Origin of the sequence: Thioclava indica (assembly GCF_000714545.1) — a bacterium.
Classification (GTDB): Bacteria; Pseudomonadota; Alphaproteobacteria; order Rhodobacterales; family Rhodobacteraceae; genus Thioclava; species Thioclava indica.
The window spans coordinates 69188-87589 of sequence record NZ_AUNB01000010.1 but is presented as its reverse complement, the minus strand read 5'-3'; the positions used below and the strand labels follow the sequence as shown (position 1 = coordinate 87589).

Below are 18402 nucleotides of genomic sequence, written 5' to 3'. Positions count from 1 at the left end.
TTTTTGCATCAATAGCCGCAGAAGAAAAAACAATCGCTCAGCTCCGTCGGTTCCGCTTACCGTTCTGAAGCGCATATGTGGATCGTGACGCCACCCTACCCCCTCGCAAGCTCCTCAGCCGTCTCATATTTGATGACGGCCGCAGCAAAATCTGGACATCCGAGCCCGGTTAATTCAACCTAAGCGCGAATCATCAGGTGCAGGGGCAAGCGTCCGGAAACGCCGGGCACTCAAATCTATTCCTCGCCATCGTATCGATGACAACATATCGGCCCTGTTAAAGCACGGGATTGTTAACGCAGCAGGCCGAAGAGGACATTTCAGAGAAGGGCAGTCGCATGGAAGCCATCAAATACCGAGAAAACCTGGCTCCGCGCGCCCATGAGATATTCGCACCGGCAACGCTTAACACTTTGTTTTGGCGCCCTCGGTGGATCACGACGGCACCGGTCATGCAGCATGTCGCCTTCCTATTCTGGTTGGTAGGCGCAATTCGCCCGCGATCGGCAGCCGTCATAGGCGTTGGGGACGGCGCGGCGCAGTTTGCGATCTGCCAGGCAATGGACAAGCTCAATATCACGGCTCAGTGTCGGGGCATTGGCTTTTGGCGGGACGCCGAAGCGGATCGCGCTCTAGTTGAAGTGCCCGAAAGCCTGCGCGAGCATAGCGCTCTGCTTTATGATGACATCGCAAAGCTGCAGTGTCAGGGCAGCGTGAGTGACGCACTGACTGCCATCGCGCCCGGAAGCCTTGATCTCTTGTTTCTGGACGCCTGCAACCTTCCTGCGGAAAATGAGCTGGGGCCATCACTCAAGGATTGGGTGAAGTGTTTGACACCCAACGGGGTGCTTTTGGTTCACGGTCTGGCGAAGTCATCCTTGAATCGCAGGAACAGGTCCGAGATGACGGACTTTCTTGCAGAGCATGCCACAATGGCATTCTCCGACGAAGAGGGGCTTGTCGTTGCCGCTGCGCAGGGCGGTCAGCCGACGCCGTTAACGACGTTGCTGAATGCCTGCCACAACGGCACCTTGCCGGGCGAAACCGCGCTACTTTTCCGTCGCCTCGGCCAAGGGCATCTTGCTGTTGCTGAAAAGGAAGAATTCGAAGCATCAAATAAGAAACTCAAGTTAGCGGTCAGCACGGCGAAGCAAGAGAGCGATGAGGCGCTAAAACTTAGTCGGGAAGTGCAGGAAGCCTATGAGGCACGCAGCCAGAGACTTTCTGAAATACAAAGGGTACTGTTCGAACGGGAAAGCGATAATTCTGATCTGACGCAGAAGTTGGACGCTGCGTTAGCGGATGCTGCCAAGGCGCTCGCGGCCTTTGACACAGAGAAGACAGTTCGGTTTCGTGAAACGACCGCTTTGACGCTGGCGCTCGACGAACAGTCTCAGCAGACCGCGGACGCTTTGGCAAAGCACAAAGAGGTGTCGCAAGAGAGAGATACGCTGAAGCACCAATTAGATGTCGCGAAAGCGGAGGCTGCCAACGCGATCACGACCCTTGAGGCCGAGAAAAGCACCCGGTTCCATGAAACGGCCGCCTTGACGCGAAAGCTCGAAGACCACGCTCAGCAAAACGCTGAGGCCTTGGCGAAGCAGGCGAAGGTTTCGCAAGAGAGAGACGCGTTGAAGCAGCAATTGGACGGGTTGCAAGCTGCGGGTGCGAAGGCGCTTGCTACCTCGGAGGCAGACAAGCAGGCCCGCTCAAATGACGTGGCAGCCTTGACCGAAAAACTCGAAAATCAAGCCAAGCTTCTGAAGCGATCAGTGACCGAGGGCAAAGACGCCGCGCGGCAGGTCGATGCGCTGAAACAACAGTTAACGGATGCGCTAGCGGAGAAACACGCTTTGATGCAGCGTGTCGATGACTTGCTCAATAGCACATCTTGGCGCGTGACGGCCCCATTGCGAAAGATAAAGGGCGGGGTATCGAAAGGCGATGGCAGCCAACCTAAGGCTGCTCCAAATTCCGTCGCTGCGAGGGTCGGAAAACACTAAATCGCAGTTAAAGCCAATGTCTGAATATTAGATCATAATTCACCTTATGGTTGAGTGGGGTTTCAAAAGCCTGTACGCCGGTATCTATAGGTTCATGATTTTGGAATTTCACCGATGATGTCGCTTCAGGAACCAAACACGCAGCTTTCTCAAGCTCACGTTGCAATTATCGGGCTTGGCTATGTGGGGCTCCCGCTCGCGGTCGAATTTGGGAAGCAATATGATACCATCGGTTTTGACGTCTCGGCCGAACGCATTGGCGAGCTGCGCTCTGGACATGACCGCACCGGAGAGATCGATGATTTAAGCCGCTCGGTTCAGCTTACATATTCCTCAGAATTGGACGACATTCGACCCTGCAATGTCTATATTGTAGCGGTTCCCACCCCGATTGATGACAATCACAAACCCGATCTGACGCCACTCATTTCGGCATCGCGAACAATCGGGCAGGTTATTTCTTCCGGCGACATCGTGATCTTTGAATCCACAGTTTACCCGGGTGCGACCGAGGATGATTGCATCCCCGTCATCGAAGAGATTTCGGGCCTGCGCTACAATTCCGATTTCTATGCGGGTTACAGCCCAGAGCGGATCAACCCGGGCGACAAGGCGCGACCGATCACCAAGATCATCAAGGTGACGTCCGGCTCGACCCCTGAGATCGCGGAATTCGTGGACCGCCTTTATGCTTCTGTTATTCCGGCGGGCACGTTTAAGGCGAGTTCGATCCGCGTTGCCGAGGCAGCCAAAGTGATCGAAAATACGCAACGTGATGTCAATATCGCCCTGATTAACGAACTGTCGATGGTCTTTGAACGTCTCGGAATCGACACGACCGAGGTCATTGACGCCGCTTCGACCAAATGGAACTTCATGCGCCTGCAACCCGGTTTGGTCGGGGGGCATTGCATCGGTGTCGATCCCTATTACCTGCTGCATCGGGCGGAAAAGGCGGGCCATCTCCCCGACATCATTCGCACATCGCGCGAAATCAATGATGGCATGCCGCGGGTGGTTGCCAGACGTCTTGTGCAGGGGATGATTCAACGCGACCTTTCGATGCGCAATGCGCGTATCATGATTCTCGGCGCGACGTTCAAGGAAAACTGCCCTGACATTCGAAACACCCAAGTGTTCAATCTCGTGACGGCCCTAGAGGAATGGGGGTTTCAAATCTCGATTGATGATCCTCACGCGGATGCCGACGAAATGGCGCATGAATACGGCATTTCGCTGACGACGCCCGAGCAAGGGCAATACGATGCTGTTATTCTCGCCGTGGCGCATGACGAATATGTCCGGCAGGGTGCTGAGCCGCTGCGTAAACTCCTGAAACCGGGCGGAGTTTTGTTTGACATGAAGTCGGTTTTTGATCGCTCCGCCAGCGATCTCCGGCTCTGAGGCGAGCATCGACATCTAGGTGAAAATTTGCAGCCAACGGAGCAATATCGAGCCGATGATTTGCGCGAAGCGCTTCTTGCTTCGGGCTTGTTTGATGCCGATTGGTACGCCACGCAATATCCCGATGCTGCGCTAACAGGCATGACGCCGCTGGAGCATTTTCTTGCGGTGGGGATGCTGATGGAGCGTGATCCCGGCCCAGATTTCAGCATGGCCTTCATGCGGGCCGCCGAACTCGACCAGAAGTCGCATGACAAAAGCGCCCTACGGCGCAGGCTTGAAAATGGGTGTCTGGAGATTGCGAAGCACAGGGTTCTGTTGGGTGCCAAGGCGCTCGCCGATCTGGGGCGCGCCGACGATGCGGCGCGCTTGGCAAGGCACTACTTGGGCAAGGCAGCGGAACGGCCGCTCAAACTTTTTGCCGCCAATGGCGCGCTTGAGCAAGATGATCGGCAAGCTTGGTTAAGCCATGTGAACGACTATCTCGACCCATTTCAAATCCAGCCGCTACGGCTAAAACCTGGTAAGGCTTTGCTAGATCAACTTTGTACGGATCCGGTCCCCCGCGTCACTGGCGGCCCCCTTGTTAGCATCATCATGGCTGCTTTTAATGCCGCGACGACCATCGAGTCTGCCGTTGACTCAATCCTGAAGCAAAGCTGGGGCAATCTTGAGCTGTTGATCGTGGATGACGCCAGCACCGATGCGACATGGTCCATCTTGCAAAGGATTGCCGCGACCGATAGCCGAATTTTTCTTTGTCGCAATCCGCGCAATGTCGGGCCTTACGTGTCACGCAACCTCGCGCTTCGTGATGCGAAAGGGGTTTTCGTAACGGGGCATGACGCCGATGATTGGGCGCATCCTCAACGGATCGCAAATCATATGACGCGGGTTCTTGAAACCGACGGGGCGGTCAAGGCTGGCACGAACATGATGCTGCGCGTCAGGCCATCGGGTAGGTTTGACAATGTGATCCCGTCCAGTCCGCATCATTCCCCTGACGGCATCCGCCGACGTGCCTTCGTTTCCTGTCTATTTGAGCGCGAGGCGATGCAACAGAAGCTCGGATTTTTCGATACCGTCCTCTTTGGCGGCGATGGAGAAATGCTGCATCGGGCGCAAAAAGTACTTGGTTCCGGCTATCAGGATTTCGACCAGTTCGCGATGCTGTGCCTTGATGGCCCTAAAAGCCTGACCAATCACCCCAAACACGGATTGGCGACGGCGACGGGCATTTCAGATACGCGCCAGCAGTATAGTTTGGCCTATCAGCAATGGCACTGTGATGCAGACCCGACAGATCTATATCTTTCCTTCCCGGTAAAGCGTCGCCCGTTCCCCGCAAGTCCAGAAGTTCTTATTCCCGAGGCCGATATTGAAGCAGTCTCAAGAGCCTGATTTGTCGCACTTGGCACTCTCGCTTCAGCACCTTCTCTCGAAAGGTGTCGGGCCGGGATTGAGGTCTCGATCAGTCGTATCGGGTCATTGGTCTTGTTTCTCCTACGCGTTGGATTGGTATTCACCTTTATCACATTCGCTCGTCGCGCTGCTGTCGGGAGCGCCATATTCGCCATCGGCCAAGCCCCTTGAAAGAAACAGACAGCCGCCCACCGAAAGAGCACGATATTTAGGTAAGGGATCGTTGAAAAAGAAGTCACCTGAGTCGTCCAAAAACACTGCCTCAGGGGGTTGGATCTGGCGCATTACGCTAGATTTCACGGTATCTGATATTTTGCTGCCAAAAACGATAACGCCGGGTCGGGGTAACCCGAAACGCGTCAGACATGCCTGCATATCGTCAATGTGATCAATATCGACGGGCAGCGTGACCAACGGGGATGCCGTCTCGGTTCGGTCCCATTGGGCGGAGACACCATAGGTCAGCGGACAGGGAGGCAGCAGCAATGTTGCCAGATGGCCGTCGCCGCAAGCCGCAAGAGTGGCCGTTTCAAGAGCATCGAGATGCAGGGAGTATTGATGCCTTTCGAGCACGCTCGACAATTCTGCAATGACGTCAGAAGACAAGTGCAGCAAGGAATTTTCAAACCGATCCGGCTCTGACGAGTCTGCAGCCAAAGCCGCAGCCATCGTCACGCCGTCACAAAACAAACGTCGTGTTGCCGCTGCAATCTCAAGCGGCGGTGTCTCATCAAGGTAATCTCGCCGGCCAAGCGTCAGGCGGCTATCCAGAACGCCGGACGCAAACAACGCGTCGTTGCGTGATTGCAGCGCTTCCAAATCGGAGTTGGAGAAGGGGAAATGCGTCGTCAACGGACTCGCGCCGACAAAGCCAGGCTCCGCCGCCATCTCAGCCGCACGCTGGCGCAGCTTGTGTTCCAGCTCAAGTCGCTGGATGACGCTCAATTCCTTGGTCAATGTGTTCAGGCGCCGTTTTGCCTCAATGAGGAATGCGGCGCGCCCCCGGCGATTATCGTGAGCTTTCTCGGCCTCTGTCTCGTCGATATCCGGGATGCCCAAAAAATCGAGGAACCGCGCCACCAGAGGCCCCTTTTCGTCACTCAATTGGATGGCGGAGGCTTTGCGAGCCCCCAAAAGGCGCTGCACATGCGCAATCCGCCGACCATAGTCTAACGTGCCGTTGTCGAGCGCCTTACGCGCATAGGTTTCAAAGCGCTCCGTGGAGCAGCGAAAGCCGCTTAATATATTCTCGACATAGCGTGACCACAGCCAGTCCAGTTGCGGGCGCAGAACGGCGAGGATTTCAACGTCCCAGTCGTTGAAAAAGGTGCCCAGACGTTCAAGCGCCTTATCTGGTTGATCAGAAAACAGATTTTCAACACTGAGAATGACCGATGCCTCTGGGGCGGCTGCAAGCTCCGCTTCAAACTCGGCGGTATCCTGAGTGCTCAACCTTGTTAGCAAAGGCAGATGACCGGGCGTCCTTTTCTTATCGAACGGATTGTGACGCCCTAGAATTGAGCGCGGAAACACCCAGCCCCGTTGCAACAGCATGTCACGCTCGGCCTCGAGATAATTCTGAAGTGATGTGCTTCCGGCTTTGGTCTGGCCGACATGAATGACAACGCGTCTGCGAACAGTCATGTGAGGCCCCCCAAGTTGGTCGTCTTTCAAAGACGATTGTGAAGAACGCGTTCCCCGCCCGCTCAAGCAGTAACGTCTAGGCGGCTTTCATCGCATATCAGTTCGGGTTCGCTGTCTTTGGCCAAGACCTGATCGCCGAATTCCTTCGCAAGCGCCCCGGAGAAGAAATGCTTCATCACCAAATCAACTCCAGACGCATTAACATTCCGTAAGTCGGGTTCGAAAAACATGCCACGTGCCGGATGAGATGCGATGATTTCGTAAGACGGGAAGTAATGTATGTCTGGGTGATCCTCGGATAACTCTCCTGCGACCGAGCGCAGCACGGATTTCGACCACGTCGTGGCAACAAGAACATGATTGTCCGTCGCTGTGGCCGCCAAGGGCACGGGGGATATGGTTAGCAAGATGCGCGCGCGTGGGTTGATTTTGCGAAGGCGATCCCAAAACCCTTCCATATCATCACGAACTTCACGGGCGCGCAGATTACGCAACCTATGGTCCTCGGGGCAATACTGTCCGGCAATCGTTCCCGGAGCCAACGGATACATCGTGCCATCTGCGACGGCTTCCCATCCTTCGGTCAGGCCCATCGTAAAGACGAAAACGTCAAGCTCGGCGAACATCTTGCGCACCGCATCAAGGTGCTGGCGACGCAGCGCCAACACCGCCTCGGGGCTGTCCTGACCGACCGGATCAAGCCCGGGTCGCAGCGCGTCAAAAAACCGGCCCTCTTTTTCCCAGACCCGTTCGGCTGGAACGCGATCGCCATGGGCCTCGTCGAAAAGCTGGATCAATTGTCGGGTGGTATAGATGTTGCCGTAGCGGCAGGAAAACACACCAAAGCCCCAACGCCGTGCCTCAGCTTGCAATGCAAAGAGGGGTGGCGCAGGCTCCATGTCCATAAACGCCGCGCCACGTATCGCAAGGTTGTTGCCGATATGTTGGGCAAAACAACTGCCCGCTGTAGCGACGCGGTCCGATTTGCGCAGCGCCATAGGCTGCCACAGGTCATCAAGATCCGCAAAATGACGCATGCCAACCGAGCCTTTCCAGAACGCGCGCTCGGGCTGGATTTTGTAGGGATTTTTAACGTCGCTCATCTCACACCTTTTCACGGGCACGCGATTGGTGGTCCTGCAGGAGCTCTGCCATTGCCAAATCGGCCGCCGAGAACCGGGAAGAGGGCTGGCCGGACTTAGGCGCAGCGGCGGGAGATGACGCAACAAGTTTGAACTTGGTTTCGGTCAGGTCCTGCGCGCTCCAAGAAGGGGCTGCGATGGCCGCCCGGACCCAAGGAGAGAATACTGACCAAACTGGATTGTGGCCAATTCGTCCAGAGAACACACATTCAACGGCGACGCGCTTTTGCAAGTCACCTCGAGTGATCCCCGAAAGGAAGGGTGCCATATGACCAAAGAGATGAAATGCATCCGTCGAATTTTGAAGATAAATTACCGAGTTTGAAATGCTCTGAGCGTAAAGATCACAGACATTCGTAGCGATCTGGCCTTTAAGGTCTTCGATACTGGCGAGGTCGGGCCAACAAGTTTCTAAGTAGGTATTTACGCGGCGTTGATAATATTTTCGAATGTCAGTTTGCGGATTTCCCACAAGCGCAAGACTGTCAGGATGCTGTGAAGAATAGTAAAGAGCCGCGAACCCTCCCCCCGAAGTCCCAAAATAAATGACCTTGCTTGCCCCTAACGCCTTAGCAGCGGCTTTGCAAAATTCTGCGATCAAACGCTGGGCGTCAAAGAGGTGATCACCGGCATACCAAGACATAGTGAGCGTTTCCGACAAACGAAGGGACGGATCGGCCAACTGCAATTGATGGGCGTGTTGGTGAACCTCTGGAATGTCACTGATAAAAGCCGGAACGGCACGGTTTTCCCGGTCAACATTTCCATGAAATCCGATAATGAGAGCATCGGACAAGGGCGCCTTTTTCAGCCGCATATGCAGATCAACGCCGCCAAGTGCGTAAACCAGTCGCCCGTCGCTAGATTGCAGGTCTTCTATTGCTGAGATACGCTTCGAGTTGCTCATCATGATGCTTTCTGGGCGGCTATTGGTGTCTTTGAATTTGCAGATTGGTCGCGCGTGATCTTTCCCCGGCGTTTCTTGCAAATAGGTCAACAAGCCACCTCGGCGACTTGCTCAGATGAGGGATGTTCCGGAAGCTGCGAAATTTTCGGCTCGCTCTGCGTGCTGTAGGCTATATCGAGACGAAGACCTTTAAAAACTGGAGTGGTTTTGCTCAAGAATTCATCTGACGTTACTTTCCAAGTATGGGCTAGTAGCTGAGCATACCGGACGTGAACATAATCGTATGGTTCGCGTGAATAGATTTCGACGCCCTGAGCGGCAGCATCGTGAAAGAAGGCGGTGTCGACCGCTTTGGGTAGTGGTTGAAATTTCTGGTTATTTAGACGCTTTCGCGACCAGAAAATTGTACCGCCCAGAACTCTTACTGCTTTCCGATTAGAAAAACTTGGTGGGAACCGGAGTGTAAGCAGATCTCTATCCTCGACGAAGCAATACGCGGAACCACAGCCAACAATCCCCACTCCCTCGTGTCCATTGTATTTATAGGCTGCAATGGAGCTATGAATATAATCCGGCCCGTAGAAGTCATCGTCGTCAATTTTTGTCACAAGATCAGTCTGACAGTGATCAAGCGCCAAATTCAATGCCTCGCCCAAGGTAGCATTGGCATCGGGAAGCGCGAGAACTTCGATGGATTCTAGGCCTGAAAAGGCTTGGCGTATCTTTTCCAAGTCATGCCCGGGCCCATGTGCAACGTAAATAATGTGAAGGTTTTCATGATGCTGTTGCGATAATTGCGTCGCAGTATGCTCCAGAAAGTGTGGTCGCTTTGAGCAGCATATCGCAGTAACGGCTTCACGAAACGCTTCGTCCTTGCCGGTCAGCGCTGCAAAATTGCGCGTGACATCACGTATTGGAACCTTTGCAGCTTTTGGCGCAGGAAAAGGTCGATCAGTCTCTTTTCGGGGCGGGAAGTCTACTCTTGCGGCCGAGGGTGTCGCGGCAAGAGTCTTATGCCACTCTCGAAATGCGTTTCGGTAATCCACTCTGATTTGCGAGGGGCCAGTCACGCGATCCACACCATGAGTCGCATTGTTGGTTAAGCTTCCTTCCATATCGAGGCAGAACATTGATACGAGTTTAATTTTCCTGAATTCGTCTCCGATCAATGCCATCGTGCGCTCGATAATTTCACTATCCGCACCAAATCGAATACAATCCCAGCTTCCCAAGTCTTCACGCAAAAACTTTGCGTTGAATGTCGTAGCAATCGAGCAAAGCCGGGTAATGCCATCCAGCGAGTGGTTGTTAATTCCCGAAAACCGAACCAACGGCCCGTCCGGATCAAACCGCAGCATATAGGGGACCGAGGCACGCGGCGGTGTTGGGCTGGTAAGGATCTCTTTCATATGGTGCTCAAGGCGTTGCGGGTGCGCCCAGTCATCGGCGTCATGGCCGGTGATCCATTCGCCCTGCGCCATTGTGACCGCGATGTTCTTGGCCACGTAGGGGCCGACATTGATCTTGTTGCGAAAGATCTTCACGCGGCTGTCGCGGGCAGCAATCTCTTGCATCACGCCCCATGTACCATCCTGACTGGCATCATCCATGATCAACAGCTCTAGGTTGCGCCAGCTTTGCGCCAAGATAGACTCCGCCGCCGCGCGAAGCGTCTTTTCCGCGTTCCACGCTGGCATGATAACCGAAATCAACGGCCCCCCCGTCACAGCCGGCAGTTCGGTGCTGGCAAAGCGATCGACCAGCAATGCGCCATCTTGCAAGGTAACGGGCGAGGCCCCGAAATGATCAAGATAGGTGTTCAGGTGGCGCAGCCAGCCCTGCTCGTCATTTCCAGCCAGCGCTGCATTCGCGCGCAAAGCCTCAATCGTATAGGCAAGCTCGCCAGGAACATGGGTTTGCGCAAAGCTCAGGGCGAGATCGTGATCGCCTTGCTGCGCAAGCTCATGAGCCGTCCGCAACTCCAATCCCCTCTTGGGGCGATCAAGGTTGAGCACCTCAAGGCCATGGGGATCATTGGCAAATTCGGCAGCCGGAGCGCGCCCCATCAACGCCCCGTAGAGTCGAAAGTGGCGTGTTGGGTCCATCTTGAGGGCCTGCACATCCGGATAGGTATTCACATACCATTTTTCGTCAAACAGATTGCGCTCGAAAATGGTTTTGAGCATGCGAGAAGTATCAGCCATCAAGATTCCGCCTTATGGTCGCCCGTGACAATATGTGCTTTGCATCAAATGGCTTGGCGCGCGCGGACCCTTGAGTGGGGGTGTCTGGAACAAAGCCATCGGTGAAATTCCAAAGTCATGATCGTGTAACTATGGATCTACAGCTTTTTTTAGCGCCACTCAACCTTAAGGTGAGTGTTTGCGCCCTGCCTCGCCAACGACCCGTTTTTAGCGTGGCGATGTCGGTGACTGAGAAGAGCCTGTGATGGCGATCAGCCGTTAGGGATTAATTGAGGCGAGACGGCCCGCATTCTTGCGCGGATGGAGCAGTCATCTATCGCCAGACCGGCCATGCCCGGCCATGTCCGGCCTTAAAGGGCGACAAGAACGACCACTGTGATGCGAATGCGGCCATTCGAATTTCGGGCGTTGCAATGTGTGCGAGTGCTTGGCGAAGAACGGGGAACGCCCAATCAATCAAGGTCGCAGCTCGTGCTAAAGCAGAGCGCCGCGGGGATAAACCAACGAGGCACCATGATAAGACCATGAAACGAGTCCAGCCAACTCCACAGCAGAGCCCCGAATATCAGCTACGCTCGGGAATGATCTGCTGAATGATGCCAACGAAAAGTAGGTAGAATGACGTTGTTACCAAACCCCAATGCGCCCAGCTTACCGGATCAAAATTGACCCAAGCCGCCCAGCCCGCGAAAAACGTCCAAGCCAATGCCACAGGCAGCGACACGACGCGCCAGCGTTTTGTGCGCACGGGATGGATGAATTTCAACGGCAGGAACATCGCGACTGTGAGGGCCACGACGATCACGAGGATGGTCGAGGGGTGAGGCGAAAGTGCAAACATCACAAGCACCAACATGTTCCATGCGCCGGGAAAGCCGGAGAAGGATTTATCTTTCGTTTTCATGCGCGTGTCTGAAAAATAGACAACGCTTCCATAAGTGATCGCGATAATTGCAAGCCAGCCCGGCCATCCCGGCAACAATCCCGATTTGAACAGGGCAAAGGCCGGAATGAAGACATAGGTCAGGTAGTCAACAATCAGATCCATTAGCTCCCCGTCATAAAGCGGGGAGTTGACTTTCACGTCGTAGCGGCGCGCTAGCGGACCATCTATGCCGTCGACAAAAAACGCGACGACGAGCCATAAAAACATCAGGCTCCATTTCTGATCCGCCGCTGCCAGCAAGGCCAGCATCGAGAGTACAGCTCCGGTGGCTGTGAGCAAATGAACGCAGAGGGCTTTGAAACGGATGTCCATAGCCCTTCCTGCCTAAAACTGACGAGCGGCGCAAGCATGACCGCTTGAGACGCCTTTATCAGCCAAGGTCAGGAGATTTCAGACAACAGTGCCAGATACTTCTCTGCCGAGTTTGTGGCCGTGAGTAAGCTGCTCTCGTCGGTGTCGTGCTCAACACTGAGCGCCTCAAAGAGGGATTCGTATAGCGTCGTGGACTCGTCGCTTTGCGCGCTGTCGCCAGACTCGCCCGCGCCACCACCGCCCGGAGGGGGGCCACCTGAAGGCGGCCCGCCCGGAGGAGGGCCTTGCGTCGCGTCGCTGCCTTTGGCGACATTTGACGCACTGGAAGCCGTCGTGTCCGGTGCCTCAAAGCTTTGCGCGTTCGGGACTGTGTTGGCAGCCGAGCGCGTGCTGAGTGTCCCTAGCCCAGCTAGGGACTGATAGATGAAAGTGACATTTTTTGACCTTTCGCGGTTCAAGCGTGCGCGCAGGTTACAGCGAAGGCATGAAGCAAGGCTTAAAATCCTAGAAAAGCACGGCTGGGATTCCCAAAAAACCAGCATCGTTCTCGGCATCATTCAAGCGCGCGGATGGGCCTTGTCATAAACGTCCATCAAACGCGCAGCATCGACGGCGGTGTAGATTTGCGTCGTGGCAAGGCTGGCATGGCCAAGCAATTCCTGAATCGCGCGTAAATCGCCCCCGGCCGCCAGAAGATGCGTGGCAAAGCTGTGGCGCATCGCGTGCGGCGTTGCGGTGGCGGGCAGTCCCAAAGCCGTCCGGGCCTGCTCCATCGCGCGCGACACCAGCCGCGGGTTCAGCGCCCCGCCACGTTTGCCGCGAAACAGCGGTTGGCCCGGTTCGGCGGGGTAGGGACACAGGCGCACATATTCGGCCACAGCATCGCGCGTGACGGGCAGCACCGGAACCAATCGCTCCTTGTCGCCCTTGCCGCGAATGCGCAGCACGTCGGGTAGGGGGTGCAGATCACCGGTTAGCCCAAGCGCCTCGGAGATCCGTAGTCCGCCGCCATAAAGCAGGGTCAAAACCGCCGCATCGCGCGCCGCGACCCAGGGCTCGGCGGCTTGCGTATCGACCTGATCAATCATCGCGCGCGCGCCGTCCTCGGATAGCGGGCGGGGCAGTTTGCGTTGATATTTCGGGGCGCGGGCCATCAGGACGTGGCTGGCATCAAAGCCCTCGCGATCAGCCATCCAGCGGCTGAAGCTTTTGACCGAAGACAGCGCGCGCGCCAAGGACCGCGCCGACAGGCCGCGCCCACGCTCATGCGCCATCCACGCGCGCATGTCGCTTTGGCCTAATGTTGCCAGTCGCGCGATGCCAAAGCCCTCGCCGTGATGGGTTTGCATGAAGCCTAGAAAGCTGGACACATCGGCGCGATAGGCCTCAATCGTGTTTTCAGAAGCGCCGCCGAGAGCGCGCAAATGCGACAGCCACTCGGCCAACGCCGCGCCCAAACCCGGCGTCAGCATTATTCCAGCCAGCGGCGCATCGCGCGCTCAAACACGCCTGCGAAAAACGCCAGCAGATCGGTTCCCTGCGAGGGCTTGAACTGATGCGGGTCTTCGGCGCCCATCACCAGCATGCCGGGCAGACGCCCCTCACCCAGATCAAGACGCATCAGCGCCTCGGAGCGGATCCAGTCAGCGGCCTCGCCATAGATCGCCTCTGATCCCGGCACGGTCTGGCGCAGCACCACGCCACGCGGAGTGCCGCCACGTCCGGCGCGCAGGTATTCCTGCACGAAACCGGGTTCGGCCACGCACAGCACCTCACCCAAGGTTTGCAGCGCGGGATCATCCTCGCTTTGCTTGCTTTCCAGCACAAGACGCACGGAATCGACGCGCAGAATCTCGGCCACGTCGGTGCGCAGATTTGCCAGGAAGGACGGGAAATCAATCGGGTCAAGCAGGCGCAGCACCGCGCGATGCACTTGATTGGTGCCTGCGAGATTTTCATACGCCGCCGCGATTACGGAACGATGGGTGTCTTCCAGCCGATCAAGGCGGGCCTCAAGACGCGCCATCGCCATGCCGCGCAGATCGACGATATTGCCCCCCATCGCCGCCTCGTTGGCAGCCACGAGCGCGCGCATCAGATCGCGGTCTTCCAAAATTACATCGGGATCGGAAATGATTTGGTCGCGGAGATGCTCCACGAGGGCCGTTTCGGTCATGCCTGTCTCACTGCTCGGGTCGTTGTTATTTTCGTCAGCATACACGACGCGGCGCGAAATGCAGCGCAAAAATCCCTAAGTTAATGCAAAAGGCCCGCCGGTGTGGCGGGCCTGCGTAGCAATGCGTTTGACGATCAGACGATTTTCTGGCCCGTCGCATCCCAGTCTTTGAGGAACTGCGCCAGACCTTTGTCGGTCAGCGGATGGCTTGCCATCGCCTTGATGACATTGGGCGGCGCGGTGATCACGTCAGCACCGATGCGGGCTGCGTCGGTGATATGGTTCACCGAGCGGATCGAGGCGGCAAGGATCTCGGTTTTGAAATCATAGTTGTCATAGATCGTGCGGATATCTTCGATCAGCTGCATACCGTCGAGGTTGATATCATCGAGACGACCGATGAAGGGCGAGATAAAGGTCGCGCCTGCTTTTGCCGCGATGATCGCCTGAGCCGCTGAGAAGCACAACGTGACATTGACCATATGGCCTTCGGATGCGAAAGCCTTACAGGCGGTCAGGCCGTCCCAGGTCAGCGGAACCTTGATCGCGATATTGGGGGCGATTTTGGCGAGCTTATTCCCTTCTTCGATCATCTGTTTCGCCTCGGTGGCGACGACCTCGGCCGAGACCGGGCCTGAAACCATATCGCAGATCTCTTTGGTGACTTCGAGAATGTCGCGGCCCGATTTGAGGATCAGCGACGGGTTGGTGGTCACGCCATCGACCATGCCCAGATCGTTAAGCTCACGAATCGCGGCGGTATCGGCGGTATCGACGAAAAATTTCATGGGGTTTCTCCTTGGCGGCAGTTGCGCGCGTGGTAGCGCAAAAGCGGCTCGCGCGAAAGGGTGGAAAGCGCGCGAGGGGAGGGGCGCTGCCCCTCGGCGCAGAGGCGCCTCACCCCGGAGTATTTCTGGCCAGATGAAAGAGGGGGCGCTGCGCGATGTCTGATCCCGGCTGGTTTGAAGAGGGTGCGCGCATCGCGGTGTTGACCGCAGAGCCGATCGGCAAGCCGCTGGATTATCGTGCGCCCGAGGGCGGATGTTTTCCCGGTGCGTTTGTCGAAGTGCCGTTGGGGCCGCGTAAGGTTTTGGGTGTGGTCTGGGGGAAGGGATCGGGCGATTTCGACATGGCGAAATTGCGCTCGGTGATCCGGGTGTTTGATGTGGCACCGATGCGCGAGGAGCTGCGTGATTTTCTGGTGCGTATGGCGGATTACACGATGACCGCTTTGCCGCAGGTGTTGCGGCTGGCCACCCGCGCGCCGGGGCTGGGTGATCCGCCGGGCTTACGCAAAATCTATCGGTTGGGCGAGGATGAACCCGCGCGGATGACCGATGCGCGCAAGGCCGTGCTGGATGTGCTGCGCGACCATGGCGGGGCGGGGTTTCATTTGGGCGAGCTGGCGCATCTCGCGGGCGTCACTACGCAGGTTGTGAAGGGGCTGGTCAAAAGCGGGGCGGTGATCGAGGCCGAGGTGCCGCGCGATCTGCCGTTTCCGCGGCTCGATCCCAACCTGCCCGGTAAGGCGCTGTCCGACGCGCAGGCGCAAGCGGCGGATGCGTTGCGCGCCAGTGCGGGGGGCTATTCGACGACATTGCTCAAGGGGGTGACAGGCTCGGGCAAGACCGAGGTCTATCTTGAGGCCGTGGCGCAGTGTCTCGCGCAGGGGCGGCAGGCCTTGGTCCTTTTGCCTGAAATCGCGCTGTCATCGGAATTTTTGTCTCGCGTGGAGGCGCGGTTCGGGGCGCGTCCCGGCGAGTGGCATTCGGGTGTGACCCAGTCAGAGCGGCGGCGGTTGTGGAAGGCATGTGGGGCGGGCGAGGTGCAGTTGGTGGTTGGGGCGCGTTCCGCGCTGTTCTTGCCGTTCCGCGATCTCGGGTTGATCGTGGTCGATGAAGAGCATGACGGCTCGTATAAGCAGGAAGAGGGCGTGTTGTATAACGCGCGCGACATGGCGGTGCTGCGGGCCTCGTTGGCGAGTGCGCAGGTGGTGCTGGCCTCGGCCACGCCGTCACTGGAAAGCTGGGCGAATGCGCAAGCGGGCAAGTATAACCGGCTTGATCTTGGCGCGCGGTTTGGCACCGCCGAGATGCCCGATATGGGCGCGATCGACATGCGCGAAGAGGCGCTGGAGGCAGGTAGCTGGATCGGCCCGACGCTGGTTTCCGAGGTCACGCGACGGATTGCCGAGGGCCAGCAGTCGATGCTGTTTCTCAATCGGCGCGGCTATGCGCCGGTTACGATTTGCCGTGCTTGCGGGCATCAGATCGCCTGCGATCATTGCGATGCGCGTATGGTCGAGCACCGCTTTCTCAAGCGGCTCGTGTGCCATCAATGCGGCGAGACCAAACCGATCCCGACGAAATGCCCAAGCTGCGAGGTTGAGGGCAAGCTGGCCCCCGTTGGCCCCGGCGTCGAGCGGCTGGCCGAAGAGGTCGCGCGCCGCTTTCCCGATGCCCGGCTGTCGGTGCTGAGTTCCGATCTGTTCGGCTCGGCGCGGGCGCTGAAGGAAACCATCGTCGAGATTGCGAATGGCGGGGCCGATATCATCATCGGCACGCAGATTGTCGCCAAGGGGCATAACTTTCCCAAGCTGACCTTGGTGGGGGTGATTGACTCTGATCTGGGTCTGCAAGGGTCTGATCTGCGCGCGGCGGAAAAGACCTTTCAACTGATGCGACAGGTTGCGGGGCGCGCTGGGCGTGCCGAGGATAAGGGCGTGGCATTGCTGCAGACCTTTCAGCCCGAACATCCGGTCATTCGCGCCATTCTAGGCGGCGATGAAGAAGCGTTCTGGGCGCAAGAGGCCGCTGCAAGGCAAGCGCAAGGCGTGCCGCCCTATGGGCGGATGGCGGGGATTATTCTGTCGGGGCCGGACTTGCAGCCGCTGTTTGATATCGGCAGCCAGCTTGCGCGCAATGATGGGGCGCTGCGCCGCGTGGGGGCGCAGGTCTTTGGCCCTGCGCCAGCGCCGATTGCGCGGGTGCGCGGGCGGCATCGGGTGCGCATGCTGATCAAGGCCGAGAAAGGCGCGCCGTTGCAACTGGCGCTGAAAGGGTGGCTCAAAGGGCTGCGCTTGCCCAATAACGCGCGAATCGCCGTTGATATCGACCCGCAAAGTTTCCTTTAACAGGCCTGCGCCGGGGTAAGGCTGCGCTGGTCCAGCAGGAAATCGGTGACCATCGCGCCGATCCACATGCAAAACAGCGCCAGCCATGCCGTGCCTGCCAGCACCGAGGTGCCCGTCACGCCATTGCCGATGGCACAGCCCCCCGCAAGCATCGCGCCAAAGCCCATCATCACCGCGCCAATCATCGAACGCCGCATCACCGGCACGCTGTCAAACGCCTGCCAGGCGAATTGCCCTGCCACGAGCGAGGACAGGAACGCCCCGATCACCACGCCGGGCACCAGACCCACGTCGAATTCAAGCACTGCGTTGCGATCAAGGAAAAACATCAGCGTATTGGCCGACGGCCCCGAGAAGGTGACCGAATTGACTGGCACCGGATCAAAGGCGACTTGCGAGAGGCTGAATGTCAGCACCCAGCCCACCGCCACGGCAAAGCCGACGCCCGACGCAAAGATCCACGTTTTCACGCCAATTTCATTACGTTTGGCCAGATAGATACCTGCGATTGCAAAGACGATCCCGGTCGCTAGACCCGCCCAATCTGGCAGATGCAACGCGTTGAGAAGACTGACATTCGCACCGTCGGGCGTGATCCAAAGGCTTGCCAACTTATCGCGATAAGGCGCCAAAATGCCCTTGAGGCTCATCTGCGCGGTTACAGCAAAGATCAGCCCCGCCACGACCGACCGCAAATTGCCCGTCGAGGCCAGCACCAAAAGCCGCCCCGAGCAGCCGCGCGATAACACCATGCCAACGCCAAAAACCAGCCCGCCGATGATTGCGCCAGACCAACTGCCCGGCACTGACATCATCCGGCTGTCCGCTTGGCGAAACAGCCCCAGAAGCTGCGCGCCTTGAACCCAGATAAGCGCGGTCGAGAAGGTCAAGAACCAGACGGCCACCTTGCCGCCCAGCTTGCCACGGGCAAATTCGATGGCCGCCGCGCGCAGACAGAAATTTGACCTCTGCGCCGCGACGCCGAAAATAAGGCCCGTGATCAGACCAAAAAGAGCCGCAGTCGGACCCTCACCGATCCGCTCGATGATCGCGATGATATCCATGGCAAATCTCCCGTTCGCGAAAGCGTGATGCCAGATTCTGCATCA

Annotated in this window: 13 protein-coding genes; 4 read left to right on the top strand and 9 right to left on the bottom strand. The window is 57.4% G+C overall.

What is annotated here, in order from left to right:
- Positions 1-338: 338 nt before the first annotated feature.
- The 3 genes from DT23_RS03655 (at position 339) to DT23_RS03645 (ending at position 4808) form a co-directional block, all read left to right on the top strand.
- The gene (locus tag DT23_RS03655; protein ID WP_038128330.1) at positions 339-2003 is read left to right on the top strand and encodes a hypothetical protein; all 1665 of its coding nucleotides are present in this window, start codon (positions 339-341) and stop codon (positions 2001-2003) included.
- Between the two features lie 114 nt (positions 2004-2117).
- Positions 2118-3407 carry a nucleotide sugar dehydrogenase gene (locus DT23_RS03650; RefSeq protein WP_420804675.1) on the top strand — a complete coding sequence of 430 codons (1290 nt, stop codon included), beginning with the start codon at positions 2118-2120 and terminating at the stop codon, positions 3405-3407.
- Between the two features lie 27 nt (positions 3408-3434).
- Positions 3435-4808 (top strand): glycosyltransferase family 2 protein, encoded by a 1374-nt coding sequence (locus tag DT23_RS03645; RefSeq protein WP_038128328.1) that lies wholly within the window; start codon positions 3435-3437, stop codon positions 4806-4808.
- A 102-nt stretch (positions 4809-4910) separates the two neighbouring features.
- Here the strand turns inward: DT23_RS03645 and DT23_RS03640 are convergent, their stop codons facing one another.
- The 8 genes from DT23_RS03640 to fsa all read right to left on the bottom strand — a co-directional run bounded on the left by DT23_RS03640 (position 4911) and on the right by fsa (position 14948).
- Positions 4911-6473: a hypothetical protein gene (locus DT23_RS03640; RefSeq protein WP_038128325.1), complete on the bottom strand. Its 1563-nt coding sequence runs from the start codon at positions 6471-6473 to the stop codon at positions 4911-4913.
- Positions 6474-6535: 62 nt separating this feature from the next.
- A complete protein-coding gene (locus tag DT23_RS03635) occupies positions 6536-7576 on the bottom strand; it encodes a GSCFA domain-containing protein (RefSeq protein WP_038128323.1) in 1041 nt (346 codons plus the stop codon).
- Position 7577: 1 nt separating this feature from the next.
- The gene (locus DT23_RS18400) at positions 7578-8612 is read right to left on the bottom strand and encodes an alpha/beta fold hydrolase (RefSeq protein WP_156023848.1); all 1035 of its coding nucleotides are present in this window, start codon (positions 8610-8612) and stop codon (positions 7578-7580) included.
- Positions 8609-10726 (bottom strand): glycosyltransferase family 2 protein, encoded by a 2118-nt coding sequence (locus DT23_RS03625; RefSeq protein WP_081846902.1) that lies wholly within the window; start codon positions 10724-10726, stop codon positions 8609-8611. Before DT23_RS03625 ends, DT23_RS18400 begins: the two co-directional genes overlap by 4 nt.
- Before the next feature lie 565 nt (positions 10727-11291).
- Entirely contained in the window at positions 11292-11984 is a 693-nt protein-coding gene (locus DT23_RS03620; protein WP_038128320.1) for a CDP-alcohol phosphatidyltransferase family protein, read from the bottom strand.
- A 557-nt stretch (positions 11985-12541) separates the two neighbouring features.
- Positions 12542-13456, bottom strand: a complete 915-nt coding sequence (locus DT23_RS03610; protein ID WP_038128317.1) for a tyrosine recombinase XerC — start codon at positions 13454-13456, stop codon at positions 12542-12544.
- The gene (locus DT23_RS03605; RefSeq protein ID WP_038128316.1) at positions 13456-14160 is read right to left on the bottom strand and encodes a DUF484 family protein; all 705 of its coding nucleotides are present in this window, start codon (positions 14158-14160) and stop codon (positions 13456-13458) included. Before DT23_RS03605 ends, DT23_RS03610 begins: the two co-directional genes overlap by 1 nt.
- Before the next feature lie 134 nt (positions 14161-14294).
- Complete coding sequence (gene fsa, locus DT23_RS03600; protein ID WP_038128314.1) at positions 14295-14948, bottom strand: fructose-6-phosphate aldolase; 654 nt, start codon at positions 14946-14948, stop codon at positions 14295-14297.
- 155 nt (positions 14949-15103) lie between these two features.
- Here fsa and DT23_RS03595 point away from each other — a divergent pair, with 155 nt between their 5' ends.
- Positions 15104-17293, top strand: a complete 2190-nt coding sequence (locus DT23_RS03595) for a primosomal protein N' (RefSeq protein WP_038128312.1) — start codon at positions 15104-15106, stop codon at positions 17291-17293.
- Here the strand turns inward: DT23_RS03595 and DT23_RS03590 are convergent.
- On the bottom strand, positions 17290-18357 hold the full coding sequence (locus tag DT23_RS03590; protein ID WP_038128310.1) for a YeeE/YedE family protein: 1068 nt from the start codon (positions 18355-18357) through the stop codon (positions 17290-17292). The genes DT23_RS03595 and DT23_RS03590 overlap by 4 nt on opposite strands.
- Positions 18358-18402 lie beyond the last annotated feature (45 nt).